Annotated in this window: 18 protein-coding genes; 11 read left to right on the top strand and 7 right to left on the bottom strand. The window is 70.1% G+C overall.

The window, feature by feature from the left end:
* Positions 1-55: 55 nt before the first annotated feature.
* Entirely contained in the window at positions 56-655 is a 600-nt protein-coding gene (locus ACWDRB_RS46640; RefSeq protein ID WP_449905307.1) for a TetR/AcrR family transcriptional regulator, read from the top strand.
* A 156-nt stretch (positions 656-811) separates the two neighbouring features.
* Here ACWDRB_RS46640 and ACWDRB_RS46635 read toward each other — a convergent pair whose 3' ends face one another.
* On the bottom strand, positions 812-1,180 hold the full coding sequence (locus ACWDRB_RS46635; RefSeq protein WP_449905306.1) for a hypothetical protein: 369 nt from the start codon (positions 1,178-1,180) through the stop codon (positions 812-814).
* Between the two features lie 64 nt (positions 1,181-1,244).
* Here ACWDRB_RS46635 and ACWDRB_RS46630 point away from each other — a divergent pair, with 64 nt between their 5' ends.
* The 4 genes from ACWDRB_RS46630 to ACWDRB_RS46615 are packed head-to-tail and all read left to right on the top strand — an operon-like array spanning position 1,245 to position 3,179.
* Complete coding sequence (locus ACWDRB_RS46630; RefSeq protein WP_449905304.1) at positions 1,245-1,502, top strand: hypothetical protein; 258 nt, start codon at positions 1,245-1,247, stop codon at positions 1,500-1,502.
* Positions 1,503-1,561: 59 nt separating this feature from the next.
* Positions 1,562-1,798 carry a hypothetical protein gene (locus tag ACWDRB_RS46625; RefSeq protein WP_449905302.1) on the top strand — a complete coding sequence of 79 codons (237 nt, stop codon included), beginning with the start codon at positions 1,562-1,564 and terminating at the stop codon, positions 1,796-1,798.
* A 53-nt stretch (positions 1,799-1,851) separates the two neighbouring features.
* Positions 1,852-2,400 carry a YciI family protein gene (locus ACWDRB_RS46620; protein ID WP_449905300.1) on the top strand — a complete coding sequence of 183 codons (549 nt, stop codon included), beginning with the start codon at positions 1,852-1,854 and terminating at the stop codon, positions 2,398-2,400.
* A 29-nt stretch (positions 2,401-2,429) separates the two neighbouring features.
* A complete protein-coding gene (locus ACWDRB_RS46615; protein ID WP_449905298.1) occupies positions 2,430-3,179 on the top strand; it encodes a hypothetical protein in 750 nt (249 codons plus the stop codon).
* A 20-nt stretch (positions 3,180-3,199) separates the two neighbouring features.
* On the opposite strand, the gene ACWDRB_RS46610 is transcribed toward ACWDRB_RS46615, so the two are convergent.
* The 4 genes from ACWDRB_RS46610 to ACWDRB_RS46595 form a co-directional block, all read right to left on the bottom strand.
* On the bottom strand, positions 3,200-3,589 hold the full coding sequence (locus tag ACWDRB_RS46610) for a cupin (protein ID WP_449905296.1): 390 nt from the start codon (positions 3,587-3,589) through the stop codon (positions 3,200-3,202).
* A 38-nt stretch (positions 3,590-3,627) separates the two neighbouring features.
* Positions 3,628-5,070, bottom strand: coding sequence for an MFS transporter (locus ACWDRB_RS46605; RefSeq protein WP_449905294.1), 1,443 nt, complete (start codon positions 5,068-5,070; stop codon positions 3,628-3,630).
* A 488-nt stretch (positions 5,071-5,558) separates the two neighbouring features.
* Positions 5,559-6,281, bottom strand: coding sequence for a DUF6082 family protein (locus ACWDRB_RS46600; RefSeq protein ID WP_449905292.1), 723 nt, complete (start codon positions 6,279-6,281; stop codon positions 5,559-5,561).
* Between the two features lie 707 nt (positions 6,282-6,988).
* A complete protein-coding gene (locus ACWDRB_RS46595; RefSeq protein ID WP_449905290.1) occupies positions 6,989-7,579 on the bottom strand; it encodes a hypothetical protein in 591 nt (196 codons plus the stop codon).
* A gap of 154 nt (positions 7,580-7,733) precedes the next feature.
* Between ACWDRB_RS46595 and ACWDRB_RS46590 the strand changes: the two genes are divergently transcribed.
* Positions 7,734-8,873 (top strand): tyrosine-type recombinase/integrase, encoded by a 1,140-nt coding sequence (locus tag ACWDRB_RS46590; protein WP_449905288.1) that lies wholly within the window; start codon positions 7,734-7,736, stop codon positions 8,871-8,873.
* Between the two features lie 33 nt (positions 8,874-8,906).
* Here ACWDRB_RS46590 and ACWDRB_RS46585 read toward each other — a convergent pair whose 3' ends face one another.
* A complete protein-coding gene (locus ACWDRB_RS46585) occupies positions 8,907-9,326 on the bottom strand; it encodes a hypothetical protein (RefSeq protein ID WP_449905286.1) in 420 nt (139 codons plus the stop codon).
* A 334-nt stretch (positions 9,327-9,660) separates the two neighbouring features.
* On the opposite strand from ACWDRB_RS46585, the gene ACWDRB_RS46580 reads away from it, so the two are divergent.
* Positions 9,661-9,858 (top strand): hypothetical protein, encoded by a 198-nt coding sequence (locus ACWDRB_RS46580; protein WP_449905284.1) that lies wholly within the window; start codon positions 9,661-9,663, stop codon positions 9,856-9,858.
* Positions 9,859-9,863: 5 nt separating this feature from the next.
* Here ACWDRB_RS46580 and ACWDRB_RS46575 read toward each other — a convergent pair whose 3' ends face one another.
* Positions 9,864-10,253 carry a hypothetical protein gene (locus ACWDRB_RS46575; protein ID WP_449905282.1) on the bottom strand — a complete coding sequence of 130 codons (390 nt, stop codon included), beginning with the start codon at positions 10,251-10,253 and terminating at the stop codon, positions 9,864-9,866.
* Positions 10,254-10,893: 640 nt separating this feature from the next.
* On the opposite strand from ACWDRB_RS46575, the gene recD2 reads away from it, so the two are divergent.
* The 4 genes from recD2 to ACWDRB_RS46555 all read left to right on the top strand — a co-directional run bounded on the left by recD2 (position 10,894) and on the right by ACWDRB_RS46555 (position 17,923).
* On the top strand, positions 10,894-13,098 hold the full coding sequence (gene recD2 / locus ACWDRB_RS46570) for an SF1B family DNA helicase RecD2 (protein WP_449905280.1): 2,205 nt from the start codon (positions 10,894-10,896) through the stop codon (positions 13,096-13,098).
* Positions 13,099-13,220: 122 nt separating this feature from the next.
* Complete coding sequence (locus ACWDRB_RS46565) at positions 13,221-14,429, top strand: Ig-like domain-containing protein (protein WP_449905278.1); 1,209 nt, start codon at positions 13,221-13,223, stop codon at positions 14,427-14,429.
* 1 nt (position 14,430) lies between these two features.
* A complete protein-coding gene (locus ACWDRB_RS46560; RefSeq protein ID WP_449905276.1) occupies positions 14,431-14,949 on the top strand; it encodes a GNAT family N-acetyltransferase in 519 nt (172 codons plus the stop codon).
* A gap of 130 nt (positions 14,950-15,079) precedes the next feature.
* Entirely contained in the window at positions 15,080-17,923 is a 2,844-nt protein-coding gene (locus tag ACWDRB_RS46555; RefSeq protein ID WP_449905274.1) for a BTAD domain-containing putative transcriptional regulator, read from the top strand.
* Positions 17,924-17,938: the final 15 nt, after the last annotated feature.

The raw sequence follows: 17,938 nt of genomic DNA, 5'->3' as shown, positions 1-17,938 counted from the left end.
GGATGAGTACGATATGGAGGGCCACCCCGTTTTTGCAAGCCCGCTGGGAGACCACATGCCGCACGACAGCCGTACGACGTCGCCCGCGCGGCCGATGCGCGCGGACGCGCGCCGCAACTACGACCGCATCCTGGCCGCGGCCGCCGAGGCCATCGCCGAGCAGGGAGCCGAGGCGTCCCTGGAGGAGATCGCCCGGCGCGCCGGGGTCGGCTCGGCCACGTTGCACCGGCACTTCCCGGCCCGGCAGCAGCTGCTGGAGGCCGTCTTCCGGGACAAGGTCGAGGCCCTGTGCGCCACCGCGGCCGACCTGGCCGGCGACCCGGACGCGGGGCACGCGCTGGTGACCTGGCTGGGCGCCGTCGCCACGCACGTCGTCTCCAACCGCGGCCTGGCGGCCTCGCTGATGCGGGGCGCCCACGACGGAGACCCCGCCCTAGGCGCCACCTGCCACACGATGATCGTGAGCGCCGGCGATGACCTGCTGGACCGCGCCCGCCGCGCGAACGCCGTACGGGCCGACGTGGCCATCGTCGACCTGCTCACCCTCGTCAACGCCATCTGCCTGGCCGTCGAACACGAACCCGACGGCGCGGCCCAGGCCCACCGACTGCTCGACCTCGCCCTCACCGGAGTAGGCCCCACGGGGGAGATATGACGCCGGACGGCCGGTGCGGCGTACGTGCCCCCGAACCGGCCGTCATCGCGGAGGTCGCCACCTACGCCTCCTCACCCACAGAGGCCCCCGGCCACGTCAGCCCCGGCGAGACCGGGAACCTGCCCGCGCCCCCCGTCGTATCGGTGAATGGAGGGTTCAGCGGGCCATCGTGCTGCCCACCAAGGCCACCGCGCCGTAGCCAAGGGTGGGGCTGAGTGTGAGGATCCCGGCGATCTGCCCGAGCTCGCCGAGACCGAAGAACGGAGCCACGGGCACCAGCACCACGCCCAAGGCCACAGCGGCAATCGGGCCGGCCATCGCCACGAGCCACCAGAGCGGCAGCCGGGTCAGCCAGGACAGGCCGGCGCCCAGCGGGAAGGAGACCAGCATGCTCAAGGTGAGGGCGGGGTTTCCAGGGTTGTCCTCGTCACCCACGAACGCGCCGATGAAGACGGCGGACGCGACGAGACCCACCACAAGACCGACCAGCGCCGCCCTGGCCGCGATGCAGACGATCTTCTTCATCGGCCCAGTCAAGCACATGGCCCCGTAGACAACGACAAGGCCGCATTAGGCCCGCAAAACCGTCATGGCCGAGCATTTGCGGGCGCAGGCGTCCCGCGAGGACTACTCCTCGATGGCCCGTCTGGCGCACGCGCTGTACGAGCACGGCCTGTCCGTGCCGGAGGTCATGCGCGAATGCTACGGGGTCGACCTGCCGTTGGAGTTCGTCGTGCTCGCCGAGGCCGACCTATGGCGTCCCGGCCTCTTGGTCGTGTGCACCGATCAGCCGTGGCGGCTGGCCGTACCACCGGCCCGCGGCGGCCCGGTGGCCGCGACAAGGTGAAGCGGCGGGGCGACTCCCTGCTGGCGGTCCCAGTCATCCATCTCGAAGAACTGCGCGAGATGGATGACTGGGACCGTGGCGGTGAGGAGGAGATCCTGCAGGCGGCGCGGGAACTGGTCGAGCGGGTCGAAGAACTGCGGCGCCAGGTCACAGCGTGTGAGGCGCTTGATGGTGGTGCTCCACGCGCCCGCCTGCAGATCGACGGAGTGGAGGCGCTGCGGCCGGAGGACGTCCCGCGAGAGCGGCGGGTCGCCGTCAACGAGATGCCGGTCCGTGCCGGCGTCCGAACCTGGTAGCCGCGCCTGCCGGAATGGAGCCACCGGCGCGGTCCGTGGTAGGTACTCTCGGCATGGAATTCTTCTGTTATCACCGTGACCGGTCTGACACCGCGGCGCTGCGCGTCGAGCTGGTGGAAGAGCATTGGTCCTACATGGACCGGTACGCGGCGAAGATGATCGCCCGTGGCCCGACCTTCGGCCGCGGAAGCGAGCGGGCCACCGGCAGCGTGCATATCGTCGACCTGCCGGATCCGGCCACCGCGCGGGCGTTCGTGTTCGATGAGCCCAACTACCAGGCCGGTGTCTACCGGGATGTGATGTTGCGGCGATGGCGCAACGTGCTGGGCCGCACCATGTGGGATTTCCCCGGCGGCAAGGAGGGCGGCAACCGGTATCTGGTGCTGGGCCTCGGTTTCGGGCAGGCGGCCGACCTGGTCCCGCCGGCCGACCGGGACGAGCTGATCGCGTACGGGCCGCTGCTGTCCGACGACGGCGCCACCTGGCTGGGTACGGCGCTGCTGGTCCGGGCGCCGGACCCGGACGTGGCCCGCGCCGTCCTGACCCAGGACCGCTATGCCGACATCGAGGTGCACGACTGGGAGTTCGGCGGGCGGCGGTGATGAGCACGTGACCGTTCTAGGGTGGCGTCATGCTCGTACTGGGGATCGAGGTGCCGGACGACCTGCTCCAACGGTGGCTCGGGTGGTTCGCGCCGCCGGTGCAGCCCTTCGTCATCCCGTCCGATCTCGCCGGCTCCCTCGATCTCGAGGATGACCGGGACCGGCTCACGCCCGAGGTCAGGGACACCTTCTACCTCTACGGCCTGGGCTCGTCGGCGCTCGTGTGGCTGACCGAGGCCGGCGCGCGCCGGCTGCCGGCCTCGGTCAGGCGCAGCCAGCCCGCGCCGCACCGCTGGCCCGGCTCGATCGCCGGGCGTGAGGTCGAGACGGTCGTCGCGTACGTCGAGAAGGGGCGCCGCCCCAGCCGGCACGGCGACGTCGCCCCCGCCACGTGGGACGCCATCGCCTGCGCGCTGCCCGGAGCGCGGCACCTCGCCGGGACCTTCCCCGCCCGGAGCGGCCCGAACTGCTTCGGCACGGTGATGGCGGCCTGCGGCGCCGAGGGCGCGGAGGAGAGGTGGATGCTCCGCGAGCCGTTCGAGGACTGGCTCGCGGAGCACACCGTGAAGGGAGGGCATGACGACGAGCCAGGGACCGTCCTGGTCTGGCGGGGTGCCGATGGAGCCGCGCAGCACGCCGGGGTCACCCTCGGGGACGGCTGGGCGCTTCACAAACCCTCGCAGGGCTGGATGAGCCCGACGAAGGTCCTCGCCTTGCAAGACCTGAAGCACAGCGCCCGAGCCGGCGGACAGCACCTTCACCGACGCCACCTTCGGTGACTTCGTCACCCCGACCTGGTCTAGGCTTCGGTGCGCTTCTCCAGCCGGCTGCCCCGCGGCAGGGTGACGGCCATGATGTTGCTGGGGATGTCCAGCTCGATGCGGTGCCATCGGCCGCGCGGGACGATGGCGGCGGTCCCGGCTGTCAGCCTGATCTCCTCCTCCTGCTGCCCCGGCCGCTCCGGCCGCAGGTAGAGGCGGATCTTCCCGACGAGGCAGGACACGACCTCCTCGGCCTCGGGATGGACCTCCCAGTGGTCGGCGTGGACGTCGGCGCCGGTCTTGGCGTGGAATGCCGTCAGCTGCCAGCCGTCCTGGTCGGCGTCCATCGCCGCCTTCCCGGCGTGGATCTTGCCGCCTTGGCGCAGGTGAACGGAGGACGTGAAGAGATCGATCGGGTTCACAGACATGCCGAGACGCCCCTTTTCTGCGGTGGGTGGATCGCCGGTCATTCCCGGGCGGAGAGCGGAACGCGGTCATCGGCCTGCTCGGCCCGTGCGGGCGGGCCGGTCCTTCTCAGGACCGTGAGGGCGATGAGTACGGCGCCGAGCAGGAGGACGGCGCCGAGGCTCAGGCCGAGCGCGTAACCGTCGTTGAGGGTCTCGGGCGTGCCGGCCCGGCCGGTGCGGTTGTGCGCGACGGTGCCGAGGGCGGCCAGCCCGAGTGAGGCGCCGATCTGGCGTGAGCTGTTGAGCAGGCCGGAGGCGGTGCCGGTCTCGCGGGCCGCGACGCCGACGGTCGCGGTGGAGACGACCGGTCCGAGGCAGAGCCCGAAGCCGACGCTGGCGACGATCGAGGGCCCCAGGACGTCGGTGACGAAGGCGCCGTCCGGGCTGATCATGCCGAACCAGGCGAACCCGGCCGCCGTCAGCAGCCCGCCGATGACCAGAAGAGTACGTGGCGCGAGCCGGTAGCCGAGTTTGACGGCCAGTACGGATCCGGCGACCACGCCGAGCGCGAACGGCAGGAACTCGACCCCGGTCAGGGCCGGCCCCGTCCCGAGCACGCGTTGCAGGTAGAGGGACGCGAAGTAGAAGGCCGCGGCCATGGCCGCGCCGACCAGGAGGTTGTAGGCGTTCGCGCCGGCGACCGAGCGGTTGGTGAACAGGCCGAGCCGGATCAGCGGTTCGCGGGCCGTGGTCCGCTCGACGAGGATGAACGCGGCCAGCAGTACGGCGGCGATCGCCAACGTCGCCACGGTGACCGGTGAACTCCACGCGTACCGGTCGGTGCGGACGATGCCGAAAACCAGCAGGGTCATGCCCGCCGTGGCCAGGACCGCGCCGAGCACATCCGGACGGGCGGCGCGCACCGCAGGCGGCCCCGCGGCCACGGCCCGCCAGGTCAGCGCCAGCGCGCAGGCGGCCATGGGCACGCTCACGAACATCACCCAGCGCCAGCCGGCGTACTCGGTCAGCAGGCCGCCGATCAGGACGCCGAGCGCGCCTCCGGCGGCGTTCGTCGCGCTCCAGATCCCGAAGGCGCGCACGCGTTCCTTGCCTGCGGGGAACGTCGTGGTCAGCAGCGCCAGCGCGGCCGGAGCCAGGGCGGCGGCCCCGATGCCCTGCGCGGCCCGGGCGGCGACCAGCTGACCGGGTTCCTGGGCGAAACCGCCGGCGAGCGAGGCCAGGCCGAACAGGGCGAGCCCGAGCAGCAGGACCGGCTTGCGGCCGTAGCGGTCGGCGGCCTTGCCGCCCAGCAGGAGCAGCCCGCCGAAGGTGAGCGCGTAGGCGTGGATCACCCAGGTCAGGCCCACCGCGCTGAATCCGAGGCCGGCGGCGATCTGCGGAAGCCCGACGTTCACGACCGACAGATCCAGCGACACCATGAACTGCACGACGGCCACCGCGGCGAGGGTGAGCCCCGGCCGGGCATCCGGCTCGGCGGGCACGCTTCGGCCTGCTGATTGTCTACTGGTCAACGCGGCTCAGTCCTTTGAGCCGGAGGGGTCGTCGCGGTTCGGACCCGGCTGTGCGGCGGCGATGCGGGTGGGGAGCCCGGTGGATGTATGGGCTGGGGTCGTCATGACCGTAATCGTCGTTCAACTGCTGCTCGGGGGCGTCCTGCAAGCGAAGTCATCTGCCGCTACCGCCCCGGGACCAGCGACCGACCGGACTACGCCGCCGGGAGTAGTCGCCGCTACAGCACCGCCGGGCGTGCACTGGACACCTGGGGGACGCGCCGCACCGATGATCGCTCACCGCTGCAGGCGATCCGCGACGCCGACCGGATCACGGCGCCGCCACCGACTCACCGCAGTGGCTCGACGGACTCGGCCCGTACCCGCAGGTCCTCTGAGCGGGCCCGCCTCGGTTCGACGCGGGGGAGAACCGCTTCACCTCGGGTGCGGGACCGGCCCGCGCGAGTGGCTGCCCGTGGTCAGCCCTGCCTGCCGCGCCTCTTGCCGAGGAGTATCCCGGCCCCGACCGCGACGACGGCCGCCACCCCGCCCACCACGAACTCCCGCGGCAGCCCGCCACGCGACACCCGCGAACGTTCCGCCACCGCCTCACCCGCCTGGACGGCCCTCTGATACTCCTCCTCGACGATCTCGTTGAATCGCCGGTCGTGACGGTTGCGCTCGCTCGCCCGGAACCAGGCCTGGTTGTGCTCCCAATGCTCTCGGCCCATCCGCGACCTGAACCTCGCGGCCATCGCCATCCGCAGCTCGGCTGTCGGCAACTCCTTGAGCGCGTGGAACGACCGGTAGAGCCCGAGCTGCATGTTGACAAACGCCCACCGCCGCATCTCTTCGGATGCCTCGGCTGTGCCGTCCCACTCCGCGCCCTCCATCTGCAGGAGAGACGGGTCTTCTATCGTGAAACGCATCATCTCCATATGGAGCATCCGCACGGCGGTCTCCGACGAGATGCGTGCCGTCCGCGCCTGAAAGGCCACCGATACGGCCAGCACCAAGAGTGACACCGCGGTGAGCAGCGCGACGACGGAGCCATAGGCGTCGCCGACGTCGGCGAGCGAGGCCCAGTCATCCCCCGTCGCACCGGCGAGCCGGCCGAGGGCGAACGGCGACGCCAGGAGCACCACCAGGACCGCGAGCCCCGCTGCCATCCCACCGGCCCACTTCACGACAGCCCTTGCCATAGCCCCCTCCTGAAGGGTGCGCACCCTCGGTCACACCCACCCGACCGCATCACAGCGGGCCGAGCGGACAACGGGGGCATGACCGACAGCGGGTTGCCATCGATCCACTTTCGCACGAGCGTCCGAAAGGCGTCCGCGAGATGCCTCACGTGCCCGGCGATCCGTCGCTCGCACGGCGGCTCGCACGGTCGAGACCGAGTCCGCGCGGCTGGAACGCGAGCTGAAGAAGATCGAGGCTGACCTTGCCCGCCAGACCGACCTGGTCTCGCGCGGCATCATTCTCGAGAAGGAGTACATCCCGTCCCGGGATCGGCTTCGCGCTGACCGCGACAGGGTTCGGCAACGGCTGGCGGATCTGGCGGCAGGAGTGGGGGGAGGGCGCCCCGGACGCTCGGAACGCCGTGCCGGTGGTCGAAGGGCTCCTGCAGGAGTGGGACGTGCTGCCCGTGGAAGATCGCAGGTGGCTTCTCACAAAGGTCGTGCGGCCGCGTGGGCGCCTGCATTCGGCGTCGCCTTTTGCTTCATATGGTGGTGTGTGGGTGGATCTTGTTTCGGCTGCGGGCCGGTGTGGGGTATCGGTGGGTTCGGTTCGATGGTGGTGGGGGGGAGGGGAGGCCCGCGACTGTGTTCGATCATCGGAGGCGCCGCCTTCTGCGCCTCGATCGTCTGTCGGTGGTGGAACGGGAGGTGCGGGCGCGGATTGGTGGCTAGGGGACGAGCACGTTGATGACGACTCCGATAGGGATGGAGACGGCGACGCCAAGAATGAAGAACAGCCATTGCTGGCGCCGGTCGCCGCGTCGGTTGGCGTGGATGTCGCTGAGGACGATTTCTCGGATCTTCTGGGCTTGCTCGTGGTTGACATCGAGGAAATTCTGATGCTCGTCGACCGCTTCGGCGAGGATCTGGTGGGCGGCTTGCTGGAGTTCGAGGTCGTGTTGCAATTCGGCCATGAGCTGTGAGGCTTCGGCGAACGCGGCGGTGACGGCTTCAACGCGGGGTTTCAGCGGGTGGGCGCGTCTGGCGGCCAGCTGGAGTTGGCGCTGTTTCTCGGCCTTGGAGAGCCTCCACATCCATGCGGCACCGAACGTGCCTAATGCTGCACTCGCCGCGATGACGATCCAGCTTGCAGGAGTGGAGCCTTCCTCGGTGAGGGCACCGCCACCTGCGAGGAGCCCTAGGCACGCGAAGACGATCATCAGGACAGACAGGGCTTCCTTTGATTCCGCTGCCCTGATGGCTTGGCGTTCGCGTGCGAGGGGGTCCCAGGGATCGTCCGGGGGCTGCTTGTTTGCCATGGTTCCATTTGTGCCATGACGTCACGCTGCGTCGATGCCCTATGACTGGATTTCTCGATCCCATCACCGGTCACCGGTTAGTGGCTTTCTGGAACGACTCCTCGCGACGAATGATCTTACATGCCAATGTCTCTTATCATGTAAGATCGTTTTTGTGACCGTTTCCCCCTTACGCCACGACTCGGCCCCCGACGAACAGGGGGTCGCCATCACCGTGTCTCGCCCAGCCGTACGAGGCGCCCCGCCCGCGAGTGATGAGTACGAGCTGGCCGAGCTCATGCGAGCCTCCGGCACGAACCCCATCGTGCTCACCTCCACGGCCGGATGGCTGTCCAGCGAGAAGCGCAGCTCCCCGAAGACGCGCCGCGGCTACTCCCAGGACCTGTCGTTCTGGCTCGCCTACATCCTGGCCCGCGGCCTCGACCCTATGGACATCGCGCCGATCGAGGCCGACCTGTACGGAGCGGCCCTGCGTGACGCGGGCCTTGCCGCCTCGACCCGCGCCCGGCGCATCTCCGCGGCATCGTCGTGGTACCGGTACCTCGTGCGCGCCGGCGCCGCCGCCCGGAACCCGTTCCTCGACATGGAGCGCGCGCAGCGCTCGTCCCTGTCGACCACGCGCGGCCTGGCGAAGGCCGACATGGACCGGATGCTCGCCTGGGCCAAGGCAGAGGCCGACAAGACCGCAGCCGCGCATGAGGATGGCCGGGCCGCCGCGTCCAGGGTCCGGGACAGCGCCCGAGCGTACGCGATGCTGTGCCTGGTCGTTGTGACCGCCTGCCGGGTCGGCGGTGTCATCGAGTCCCGCCTGTCGTCCCTCGGGTGGGACACCGGCCACCGGGTGATCGACCTGCCCGTGAAGGGCCCGGCCGGGAAGACGCTGCGGCTGGCCGTTCCGCCATACGCGAGCGCTGCCCTCGACCGGTACATCACGCTGCGCGGCGGCGACGAGGGCCCGCTGTTCCGCACGGACACCGGTAGGCCGCTCGACCAGCCCGCGATCTTCAGGAAGATCCGCGAGATCGCTCGCAAGGCCGGGGTCCCGCACTGGGATGCAATCTCCCCGCATTCGCTGCGGCACGCGGTTGCCACATACCTGCTCAGCGAGGGCGTGGAGCTCCACGTCGTGCAGGACCTCCTCGGCCACGCGGACCCGCGCACCACCCGCCGCTACGACAAGGAGCAGTCGGCGCTGAACCGATCCCCGGCCTACAAGCTCGGCCAGGCGTTCGCGCAGGGCGAGGCCGCGCACGAGTCCGACTTCCACGACGACGTCGAGGCGGTGGCGAAGTGAGCACCGTCCATGAAGCACATGCCCAGGGGCCTTTCACATGCCCTCACCAGCACCGAAAGGCCCCTTGCCGCCTTGGACAAGGGCCCTCGCCTGCTGACGTGCCGCCTGCATCCAACCCTGCGGATCCGCATCGTAGAGCTCGCACTTCTCCTGCCATCGGGCGAGTCCATCACAGATGTCGTCGGGTGAATGAAGCCACTCGCCTTCGCCTGCCGGGCCGTGCCACACGACGCCGGGACGACTTGGATCACGACAAAGATCGAACCCATGCAGGTACTGCAGAGCCGTGAGGACCAAGGGAGGGCAGTCGGCGGACGCCCCCTCACCCTCCACCCACGGAGCTGCCCAGGCATGCACGGCCTCACGGGTCATGTCACCTGCTGCCAGCGCTCGCCATCGAGCAGCCGCATCCTCGCGGCTTGGCGGTGGCAGCGGCGAGTTGGGATCGCTCATGCGCCCACCATTCCAGCCATGCAAGCCATGGGTCCACGCCGATCAACCTCTTGATCACCCGTGCTCACACCGGCCTCCTTCCGAAGGGCCCTTTCATGTGGTGGCACCCGATCGACTTCCTCGAGCGGGACGGCCGCCGGCGCGGCATGCTCGTTCACCGCGGCTTCTGGTACCACAACGTGCCCCGACTGATGCTGTCGTGCCGCCTCCGCGGGCACCTGCGCAGCGTGCTGCGGCCCGCGTTCGAGCTCGGCGCGACCATCAGCGACATCCGGCACGCCCTCGATCACCGGCCGGCCGGCTCTCCCTGGATCCACACCCACGACCCGCGCTGGTGGCCGAGCGGCACGCCCGCCGCGACGCGTACGAGCGGGCCAACCAGACCCGGGCCATCCCGGAGCCTGCCTCTCCGGCGAGGAGCAGGGGGCAGCGGCTCCGCATCGGCCGTCAGTGGGCGCAGTGCTGCCAGTACTCGGTCAGGGCTCGGCCGACGGGCCGCCGTCCGGGCCCTGAGCTGCGCAGCGCGCCGTGAGGCCGTCAGGCCGTCCTGGTGGCGGGCACAGTGCCGGGCTCGCCGTCAGACCACTCAACTATGCTGTAGGCGAAGTGGCGGCCGTAGTGGCCGGGATCTCCGATGCACTGCCACCACGACCCGAGATACTTCTTCTCCTTTGGCTGCGTGGTGTCCCATGCCAGTCTCAGCGCGTTGCACTTCTCGTCGTTGCTTTCCGCAAGAATCGACTGCGTCCCGAACAGGCCTATAGCGCCCAGGGCAGCGTAGGCGACTGCGATGGCCACTGTCTCATCCACCTCATAATTCTGGGTTTGTTCGGAGGCGGTCTTCTTGACGTGGTTATTCTCGTCTTCAGTCAGGTAGCGCATGGGCGGGGGAAGCGGGACCGGCGTGGGGATCGGGTTCTCGGTCATGTGATCACCATGGCATAGGGGCGTTGCCCCGTCACCATGGCCGCTTCGCGGACGGCGCCCTTTCCCCGGTCTTCTGTGTCGCACCTCGCTGGGCTGCCGCAAGCGGGGTTCAGAAACGCGGCTCGATGCACCTCTGGGGGTTCCGGGCCCATGCAGAAGGGATGAACGGCGAACGCGCGCTGACCATCTCCTGGTGATCACCGCGCCTTTGGGACAGGGCCGCGAACCTCGCGCTTTCGGCTGCCTGGTTCAGCGCCGTGCCTTACCTGCCTGACAAGATCGTCTCGCTCTGACCTGCAAAAAGGGGCCAAGAACCCAAAACAACAATCGAAATCAGTTCAGGCCGGCTTGCTGGCGTGCGCGAGCCCTGCGGCGCTGCTCGCGGATGATGGCCGCCAACTCCTCGACAGAGCGGCCACCCGGAACGTACGCGGCACGGGCCGCCTCTTCAGGGGACAGGGCGTCTCGGCGAGGACTCGACCGGCGGCAGCAAACGCTTCGTCACGGGTTCTCACGATCAACACCATCTCACATCACAAATCGTGCGCCGTCCGGGCGCACAGCGCTTCCCGCGAGGCGCCCATGTCCGGCTATTCCTCTACTCTGGGCCCGGAAGCGGCTGCGGTGGGAGGCTCGAACGGTGGGCGAAGGTGCAGATACGGTCATCACCACCGAACTTTCATGTGTTCTCGAACGCATCACCTACGCCAACGAGGAGACCGGCTACACCATCGCCCGCGTCGCCACCGAACGCTCCGGCTCCGATCTGCTCACCGTCGTCGGCCCGCTGCTCGGCGCCCAGGTCGGCGAGTCGCTGCGGCTGCTCGGCCGCTGGAGCTCCCACCCCCGCTACGGCCGCCAGTTCGAGGTGCGCTCCTACACCACCGTCCTGCCCGCCACCGTCCAGGGCATCCGCCGCTACCTCGGCTCCGGCCTGATCAAGGGCATCGGCCCCAAGATGGCCGAGCGCATCGTCGACCACTTCGGCACCGACACCCTCGAGGTCATCGAACAGCAGCCGCAGCGCCTGGTCGAAGTCCCGGGCCTGGGACCCAAGCGGACCAAGATGATCGCCGCCGCCTGGGAGGAACAGAAGATCATCAAAGAGGTGATGATCTTCCTGCAGGGCGTCGGCGTGTCCACCTCGATCGCGGTGCGCATCTTCAAGCAGTACGGCGAATCGTCCATCTCCGTCGTCAAGACCCGCCCGTACCAGCTGGCCGACGACGTGTGGGGGATCGGCTTCAAGACCGCCGACACCATCGCCCAGGCCGTCGGCATCCCCCACGACAGCCCCGAACGCGTCAAAGCCGGCCTGCGCTACACCCTGTCCCAGGCCGCCGACGACGGCCACTGCTACCTGCCCGCCCCCAACCTCGCCGCCGACGCCGTCAAGATCCTCGAAGTGCCCGCCGACCTCGTCACCACCTGCCTCGAAGACCTCATCGAAGCCGAAGGCGCCGTACGCGAACCCATCCCGGCCGGCGACAACGTCGTACCGGCCGTCTACCTGCCGCCCTTCCACCGCGCCGAGAACTCCCTGGCCTCCGGCCTGCTCTCCCTCCTGCGCTCCGGCCACGACCGGCTCAAAGCCTTCGCCGACGTCGACTGGGAACGCGCCGAGACCTGGCTGCACGGCCAGACCGGCGCCGACCTGGCCTCCGAGCAGCGCCAGGCCGTCCGCCTGGCCCTGACGGAGAAGGTCGCCGTCCTGACCGGCGGGCCCGGCTGCGGCAAGAGCTTCACCGTACGCTCCATCGTCCTGCTGGCCCGCGCCAAACGCGCCAAGGTCATCCTGGCCGCCCCCACCGGCCGCGCCGCCAAACGCCTGGCCGAGCTGACCGGCCACGAGGCCACCACCGTCCACCGGCTGCTGCAGCTGCGCCCCGGCGGCGAGGCCACCTTCGACCGCGACAACCCCCTGGACGCCGACCTCGTCGTCGTCGACGAAGCCTCCATGCTCGACCTGCTGCTGGCCAACAAACTCGTCAAGGCCGTCGCGCCGGGCGCCCACCTGCTGTTCGTCGGCGACGTCGACCAGCTGCCCTCGGTCGGGGCCGGCGAGGTCCTCAAAGACCTGCTCGCCGCCGACGACATCCCCCGCGTACGCCTGACGCAGATCTTCCGCCAGGCCCAGGAGTCCGGCGTCGTCGTCAACGCCCACCGCGTCAACACCGGCAACCACCCCATCCTCCAGGGCATGAACGACTTCTTCCTGTTCCCCTGCGAGGAGGCCGAGGACATCGCCGCCCTGACCGTCGACGTCGTCTCCCGCCGCATCCCGCGCCGCTTCGGCCTCGACCCGCGCCGCGACATCCAGGTCCTGGCCCCCATGCACCGCGGCGCCGCCGGCGCCGGCGCCCTGAACACCGCCCTGCAGGAAGCCCTCACCCCCGCCCGCGAAGGCATGCCCGAACGCCGCTACGGCGGCCGCGTCTTCCGCGTCGGCGACAAAATCACCCAGCTACGCAACAACTACGACAAAGGCGCCGCCGGGGTGTTCAACGGCACCGTCGGCATCGTCACCGACATCCGGCCCGACGAGCACAAGCTCACCGTCGTCACCGACGAGGACGAGGCCGTCGACTACGCCTTCGACGAACTCGACGAGCTCGCCCACGCCTACGCCGTCTCCATCCACCGCTCCCAGGGCAGCGAATATCCGGCCGTCGTCGTCCCGCTGGCCACCAGCGCCTGGATGATGCTGCAGCGCAACCTCCTCTACACCGCCATCACCAGGGCCAAGAAACTCGTCGTCATCGTCGGCTCCCGCCGCGCCCTGGCCCAGGCCGTCCGCACCAAGGGCGCCGGACGGCGGCACACCGGCCTGACCCACCGCCTTTGACGGGTCCCTTTCCCAGGCACAAGTGATTGAAATGTGACCGAACTCTCCCAAATGATTCCTCGTCTTACATGCATCAGCATTAAGGTTTTTGAGGTGCGTTTGATGCCATGGGGGAAAGGACAGTGTTGAACGTTACGCCGGCTTGGAGGAAGCCCGCCACCGCAGTCGCGCTGCTCACCGCAGTCACACTGACGGCCTCGTGCTCATCGGGCACCACCCCCGACGGCGGCAGCGGGGGAGCGGGCGCGCCCGAAGTCACCACGTCCGCCACCCCCCAGGCCCCCACCGTCAAGATCAGCCCCGCCGAGGGCAGCGGCAAGGTCAGCCCCGAAAAGAAGGTCGTCGTCACCTCCGACGGCGGCGGCCTCGACAACGTCACCGTCGAGGCCTCGGGCGAACAGGTCGAGGGCAAGTACAACGCCGACAAGACCAAGTGGGTCTCCAAGACCGCGCTCAAACCCTCCACCGACTACACCGTCAACGCCACCGCCGGCGCCACCACGGCCACCAGCACGTTCACCACCGCCAAACCCGAACGCGCCCTGCAGATCGCCGACGTGACCCCCCACACCAAGGGCGAGACCATCGGCGTCGGCGCCCCCATCATCGTCACCTTCAACCAGCCCGTCACCAGCAAGGCCACCATCGAACGCGCCCTGGAAGTCGAGACCGAAAAGCCCGTCACCGGCGCCTGGCGCTGGATCAACGACACCGTCGCCATCTACCGCACCGCCAAATACTGGCCCGCCCACCAGAAGGTCACCCTCAACGCCCGCATCACCGGCATCAAGGGCGGCGACGGCCTGTACGGGGTCAAGGACTACTCCGCCACCCTCAAGATCGGCGCCCGGCAGATCAGCAAGGTCGACACCAAAAAGCACATGATGTACGTCTACAAAGACGGCAAACGCGTCCAAACCATGCGTATCAGCGCCGGCATGGCCACCACCCGCGAATACACCACCACCTCCGGCGTCCACCTCACCATGGAACGCGGCAACCCCGTCCGCATGATCTCCCCAGGCCGCAAAAAGGGCGACCCCGGCTACTACGACGTCATGATCGACCACGCCGTCCGCATCTCCAACTCCGGCGAATACGTCCACGCCAAGGACAACGTCTGGGCCCAAGGCGTCCGCAACGTCAGCCACGGCTGCCTCAACGCCCGCCCCGACCAGGCCCGATGGTTCTACGACAACTTCCAGCGCGGCGACGTCGTCGACATCACCGGCACCACCCGCGAACTCGAATGGAACAACGGCTGGGGCTTTTGGCAACTGCCGTTCAAGGAGTGGAAGAAGGGCAGCGCCCTGAAGAGCAGCAAGGCCTGACATGACCCACCCCAGCACCCTCCCGCGCATCCGCGACGGCCGCGACGGCGACGTCCCCGTCGTCTTGAGCATGTTCGACAGCGCCGTCGCCTGGCTCACCGCCCAAGGACGCACCGGCCAATGGGGCAGCAGCCCCTTCACCGGCAACCCACGCCGCACCCGCCAGGTCACCGGCTGGCTCGAACTCGGCGGCATGCGCATCGCCGAAGTCGACGACCACCCCGCCGGCTGCCTCGTCGTCGGCGGCGCCCACGACTACGTCACCCCCGCCACCGAACCCGAGCTCTACATCCAGGCCCTGGTCACCGACCGCCGCTACCACGGCCACGGCATCGGCCGCGCCCTGCTCGACCGGGCCGCCACCGAAGCCGCCGAACGCGGCGTCGGCCTGGTGCGCGTCGACTGCTACGCCGGCGACGACGGCCGCCTGGTCGCCTACTACGAAAGCTGCGGCTTCACCCGCATCGCCCCCTTCACCGTGGGGGAGTGGCCCGGCATGCTCCTGCAGCGCCGCATCTGACCCCTGGCCCGGTCGCGGCGGGCCGACCTGCGGGAGCACGCGGTTTGGAGCAGATCTTGATCTGTGTCATGGTGAAGCCATACGCCCGATATCGGAATTCCTGCCGGACAGCGCCTCGGGTGGAGGTTGGATGCCCGCCGACGACGATGGCCCCTCCCCCGACTTCCGGATCCTGGGCCCACTGGAGATCAGCCTGTCCCGCCGAGAGGTCCCGCTTCCCGGCCAGCACGTTCGCTGGCTCCTGGCCGTGCTGCTGCTGTCACGGGGGGAGCCGGTCGCCGAAGGCCAGCTCCTGAGCCACGTCTGGGGCACCTCCGAGGTCAGCCTGCGGGCTCTGCGCACCAGCGTGTCGCGGCTGCGATCGTGGTTGCGCGACCACACGGGGATGACCGAGGCGGTCAAGTACACCAGGTCCGGCGGCTACGTCCTCGACCTGGACGCGCGCCATGTGGACGCGGCCCGCTTCCTCGGCCGCTACCGCGCCGCCGCTCGCGAGCCGGACCCCGCGCTCGGGCTCGACCTGCTGTTGCGGGCGCTCGGGCAGTGGCGCGGGCTCGTACTGGAAGGAGCCCCGGAGGAGGTCCGCGCGCACGCGGGGATCCGCCGGCTGCAGACCGCCCGGGCCGGCTGCGCGGCCAGGGCCGCCGACCTGGCGCTGCACACCAGCCGGCCGGAGGCGGCCCTGCCGCACGTGCGGGAGGTCGCCGCGGACATGCCGTACGAGGAGCCGCTCCAGACCCGGCTGATCAGGCTGCTCGGCGCCACCGGCCGCAGAGCCGAGGCGTTGCGCTGCTTCGAGGAGATCCGGCGCAGGCTGGCCGACGAACTCGGCGTCGACCCCTCCGACGAGCTCCGCGCCACGCACGCGGAGCTGCTGCGCGAGCATCGGCCCGCCCCCGAGCCCGCGGCACAGACCCCACCAGAGCGGGCCCGGCCGGTGGCCGCCGAGCTGCCGATGGACGTGGCGACGTTCACGGGGCGCAGGCCAGAGGTCGAGCACCTGTGCGGGTTGCTCGGAGCGGCACGCCAGGAGGGCCCGGTCGTCGTGTCGATCTCGGGCGGCGGCGGGGTCGGGAAGTCGGCGCTGGCGATCCACGTGGCCCACCGTCTGGCCGCCCGCTACCCCGACGGGCAGCTGTACCTCAACCTGCACGGATCCACCCCCAACACCAGGCCCGTCGAGACGTCCGCGGCGCTGGCCCGGCTCCTGCGCTCGCTGGGGACGGACGACGAGGCGGTCCCGGCCGAGGTCGAGGAGGCCGCGGGCCAGCTACGGTCGCTGACCGCGGGCAAACGCCTGCTGATCGTCCTGGACAACGCGCTGGACGCCGCCCAGATCCGCCACCTGCTGCCCGGCCACGGCGCCGGCGCGGTACTGCTCACGAGCCGCAAGGTGCTCACCGAACTGGACGGCGCCACGCACCTGCGCCTGGAGCTCCTGCCCGAAGAGGACTCCCTGGCGCTCTTCGCGCGCCTGGTCGGCCGTGACCGCGTCCGGGCCGAGACCGCGGCCGCGGAGGCGGTCGTCCGCCAGTGCGATCACCTGCCCCTGGCGGTCTGCATCGCCGCCGCCCGACTCAACGCCCGGGCCACCTGGAGCGTTCGCGCCCTGGCCGACCGGCTGGCGACGGACCGGCACCGGCTGGCCGAACTCCACGTCGGCGACCGGGCGCTGCGCGCCAGCTTCGCCGTCGGCTACGACGAGCTCGACGCCGGCCACGCCCGCCTCTTCCGGCTCCTGGGCCTGCTCGCCAACGCCGACGTCGGCGTGGGTGTCGCCGCCGCCCTGGCCGGCATCCCCGAACGGCAGGCGGAGGATGTCCTGGACTATCTCGTCGACCTCCATATGGTGGAGAACCACGCCCCCCACCGCTACCGCATGCACGACCTGCTCCGCCAGTTCGCCTACGAGCGCGCGCACGAGGAGGACGACGCCGGCCGGCGCGCCGCGGCCCTGCGGAACGTGCTGCACTGGTACCTCGCGACGGCCCGGGCCGTGTGCGTCCGGGTCAATCCGGACGCCGCATGGCGGACCGGCATCGGGCCGCAGGACCTGGCCGTGCCGGGGGCCGGCCTGGACAGCCACCAGCAGATCCAGACCTGGATCAAGGCGGAGACCGCGAACTTCCCCGTGGTCCTGCGCCAGGCGATCGGCGAGCTCGACGACGGCCCGTCGCTGGCGGTCGGCCTGGCCGCGGCGCTCTACCTCCCCCTGGGGTACGAACGGTTGTGGAAGGACCAGTACACGCTGGAGGAACTGGCGGCCGACGCCGCCGGGCGCACCGGCGACCCGCTGCAGTTCGCGGTCGTCCAGGGAGACCTGGGCGACGTGCAGTCCCAGCTGGGCCAGTTGAGCGACGCCATCGCGCGGCTGCGGGACTCCCTGGCCGCCTACCGCCGTCTTCGGCATCCGCGCGGGGAGTCCTCGCAGCTGGACCGGCTGGCCGGCGCCTACGGCCTGCTCGGCCGCTATGACGAGTCCATCGACTGCTACCTGCAGGCGCTGGCGCTCGACCGCAAGCAGGGCGACCGGTTCAACGAGGGGATCACGCTCAGCAACCTGGGCCTGACCTACCAGAAGGCCGGCCGCTTCGCCGAGGCCGTCCAGGCCCACAGCGAGTCCATCGCCATCCACCGCGAGACCGACAGCCCCTTCGGCCTCGGTTGCCTGCTGGGCAACCTGGCCGAGGCCCGGCGGCTCGCGGGCCGGCCCGACCTGGCGGTCCGCCTGTTCCAGGAGGCGCTGCGGGCCGACGACGACGCCGGCCGGTCCGGCACGTACGACGAGGCCGAGCACTGGTGGGGGCTGGGCCGCTGCCACGACGACCTGGGCGAGTCGGAGCCCGCCCAGGAGTGCAGGCGCGCGGCGGGCGCCCTGCTCCACCGTCTGGGGCTGATCGGGGCACAGGAGAGGCAGCTGATCGAGGCCGAGGCGCACCCGTCGACGCCGGAGATCATCCGCAGGAACACCTGACCGCCCGCGTGCGCC

It is taken from the genome of Nonomuraea sp. NPDC003707 (assembly GCF_053587055.1).
Note: the sequence above shows the minus strand (reverse complement) of the source record. Positions and strands in the feature narration are given on the sequence as shown.

Bases quoted from the DNA above. Each gene is read 5' to 3' on its own strand.
- ACWDRB_RS46640 (WP_449905307.1), top strand. From the start codon at position 56: ATGCCGCACGACAGCCGTACGACGTCGCCCGCGCGGCCGATGCGCGCG.
- ACWDRB_RS46635 (WP_449905306.1), bottom strand. From the start codon at position 1,180: ATGAAGAAGATCGTCTGCATCGCGGCCAGGGCGGCGCTGGTCGGTCTT.
- ACWDRB_RS46630 (WP_449905304.1), top strand. From the start codon at position 1,245: ATGGCCGAGCATTTGCGGGCGCAGGCGTCCCGCGAGGACTACTCCTCG.
- ACWDRB_RS46625 (WP_449905302.1), top strand. From the start codon at position 1,562: ATGGATGACTGGGACCGTGGCGGTGAGGAGGAGATCCTGCAGGCGGCG.
- ACWDRB_RS46620 (WP_449905300.1), top strand. From the start codon at position 1,852: ATGGAATTCTTCTGTTATCACCGTGACCGGTCTGACACCGCGGCGCTG.
- ACWDRB_RS46615 (WP_449905298.1), top strand. From the start codon at position 2,430: ATGCTCGTACTGGGGATCGAGGTGCCGGACGACCTGCTCCAACGGTGG.
- ACWDRB_RS46610 (WP_449905296.1), bottom strand. From the start codon at position 3,589: ATGTCTGTGAACCCGATCGATCTCTTCACGTCCTCCGTTCACCTGCGC.
- ACWDRB_RS46600 (WP_449905292.1), bottom strand. From the start codon at position 6,281: ATGGCAAGGGCTGTCGTGAAGTGGGCCGGTGGGATGGCAGCGGGGCTC.
- ACWDRB_RS46595 (WP_449905290.1), bottom strand. From the start codon at position 7,579: ATGGCAAACAAGCAGCCCCCGGACGATCCCTGGGACCCCCTCGCACGC.
- ACWDRB_RS46585 (WP_449905286.1), bottom strand. From the start codon at position 9,326: ATGAGCGATCCCAACTCGCCGCTGCCACCGCCAAGCCGCGAGGATGCG.
- ACWDRB_RS46575 (WP_449905282.1), bottom strand. From the start codon at position 10,253: ATGACCGAGAACCCGATCCCCACGCCGGTCCCGCTTCCCCCGCCCATG.
- ACWDRB_RS46560 (WP_449905276.1), top strand. From the start codon at position 14,431: ATGACCCACCCCAGCACCCTCCCGCGCATCCGCGACGGCCGCGACGGC.
- ACWDRB_RS46555 (WP_449905274.1), top strand. From the start codon at position 15,080: ATGCCCGCCGACGACGATGGCCCCTCCCCCGACTTCCGGATCCTGGGC.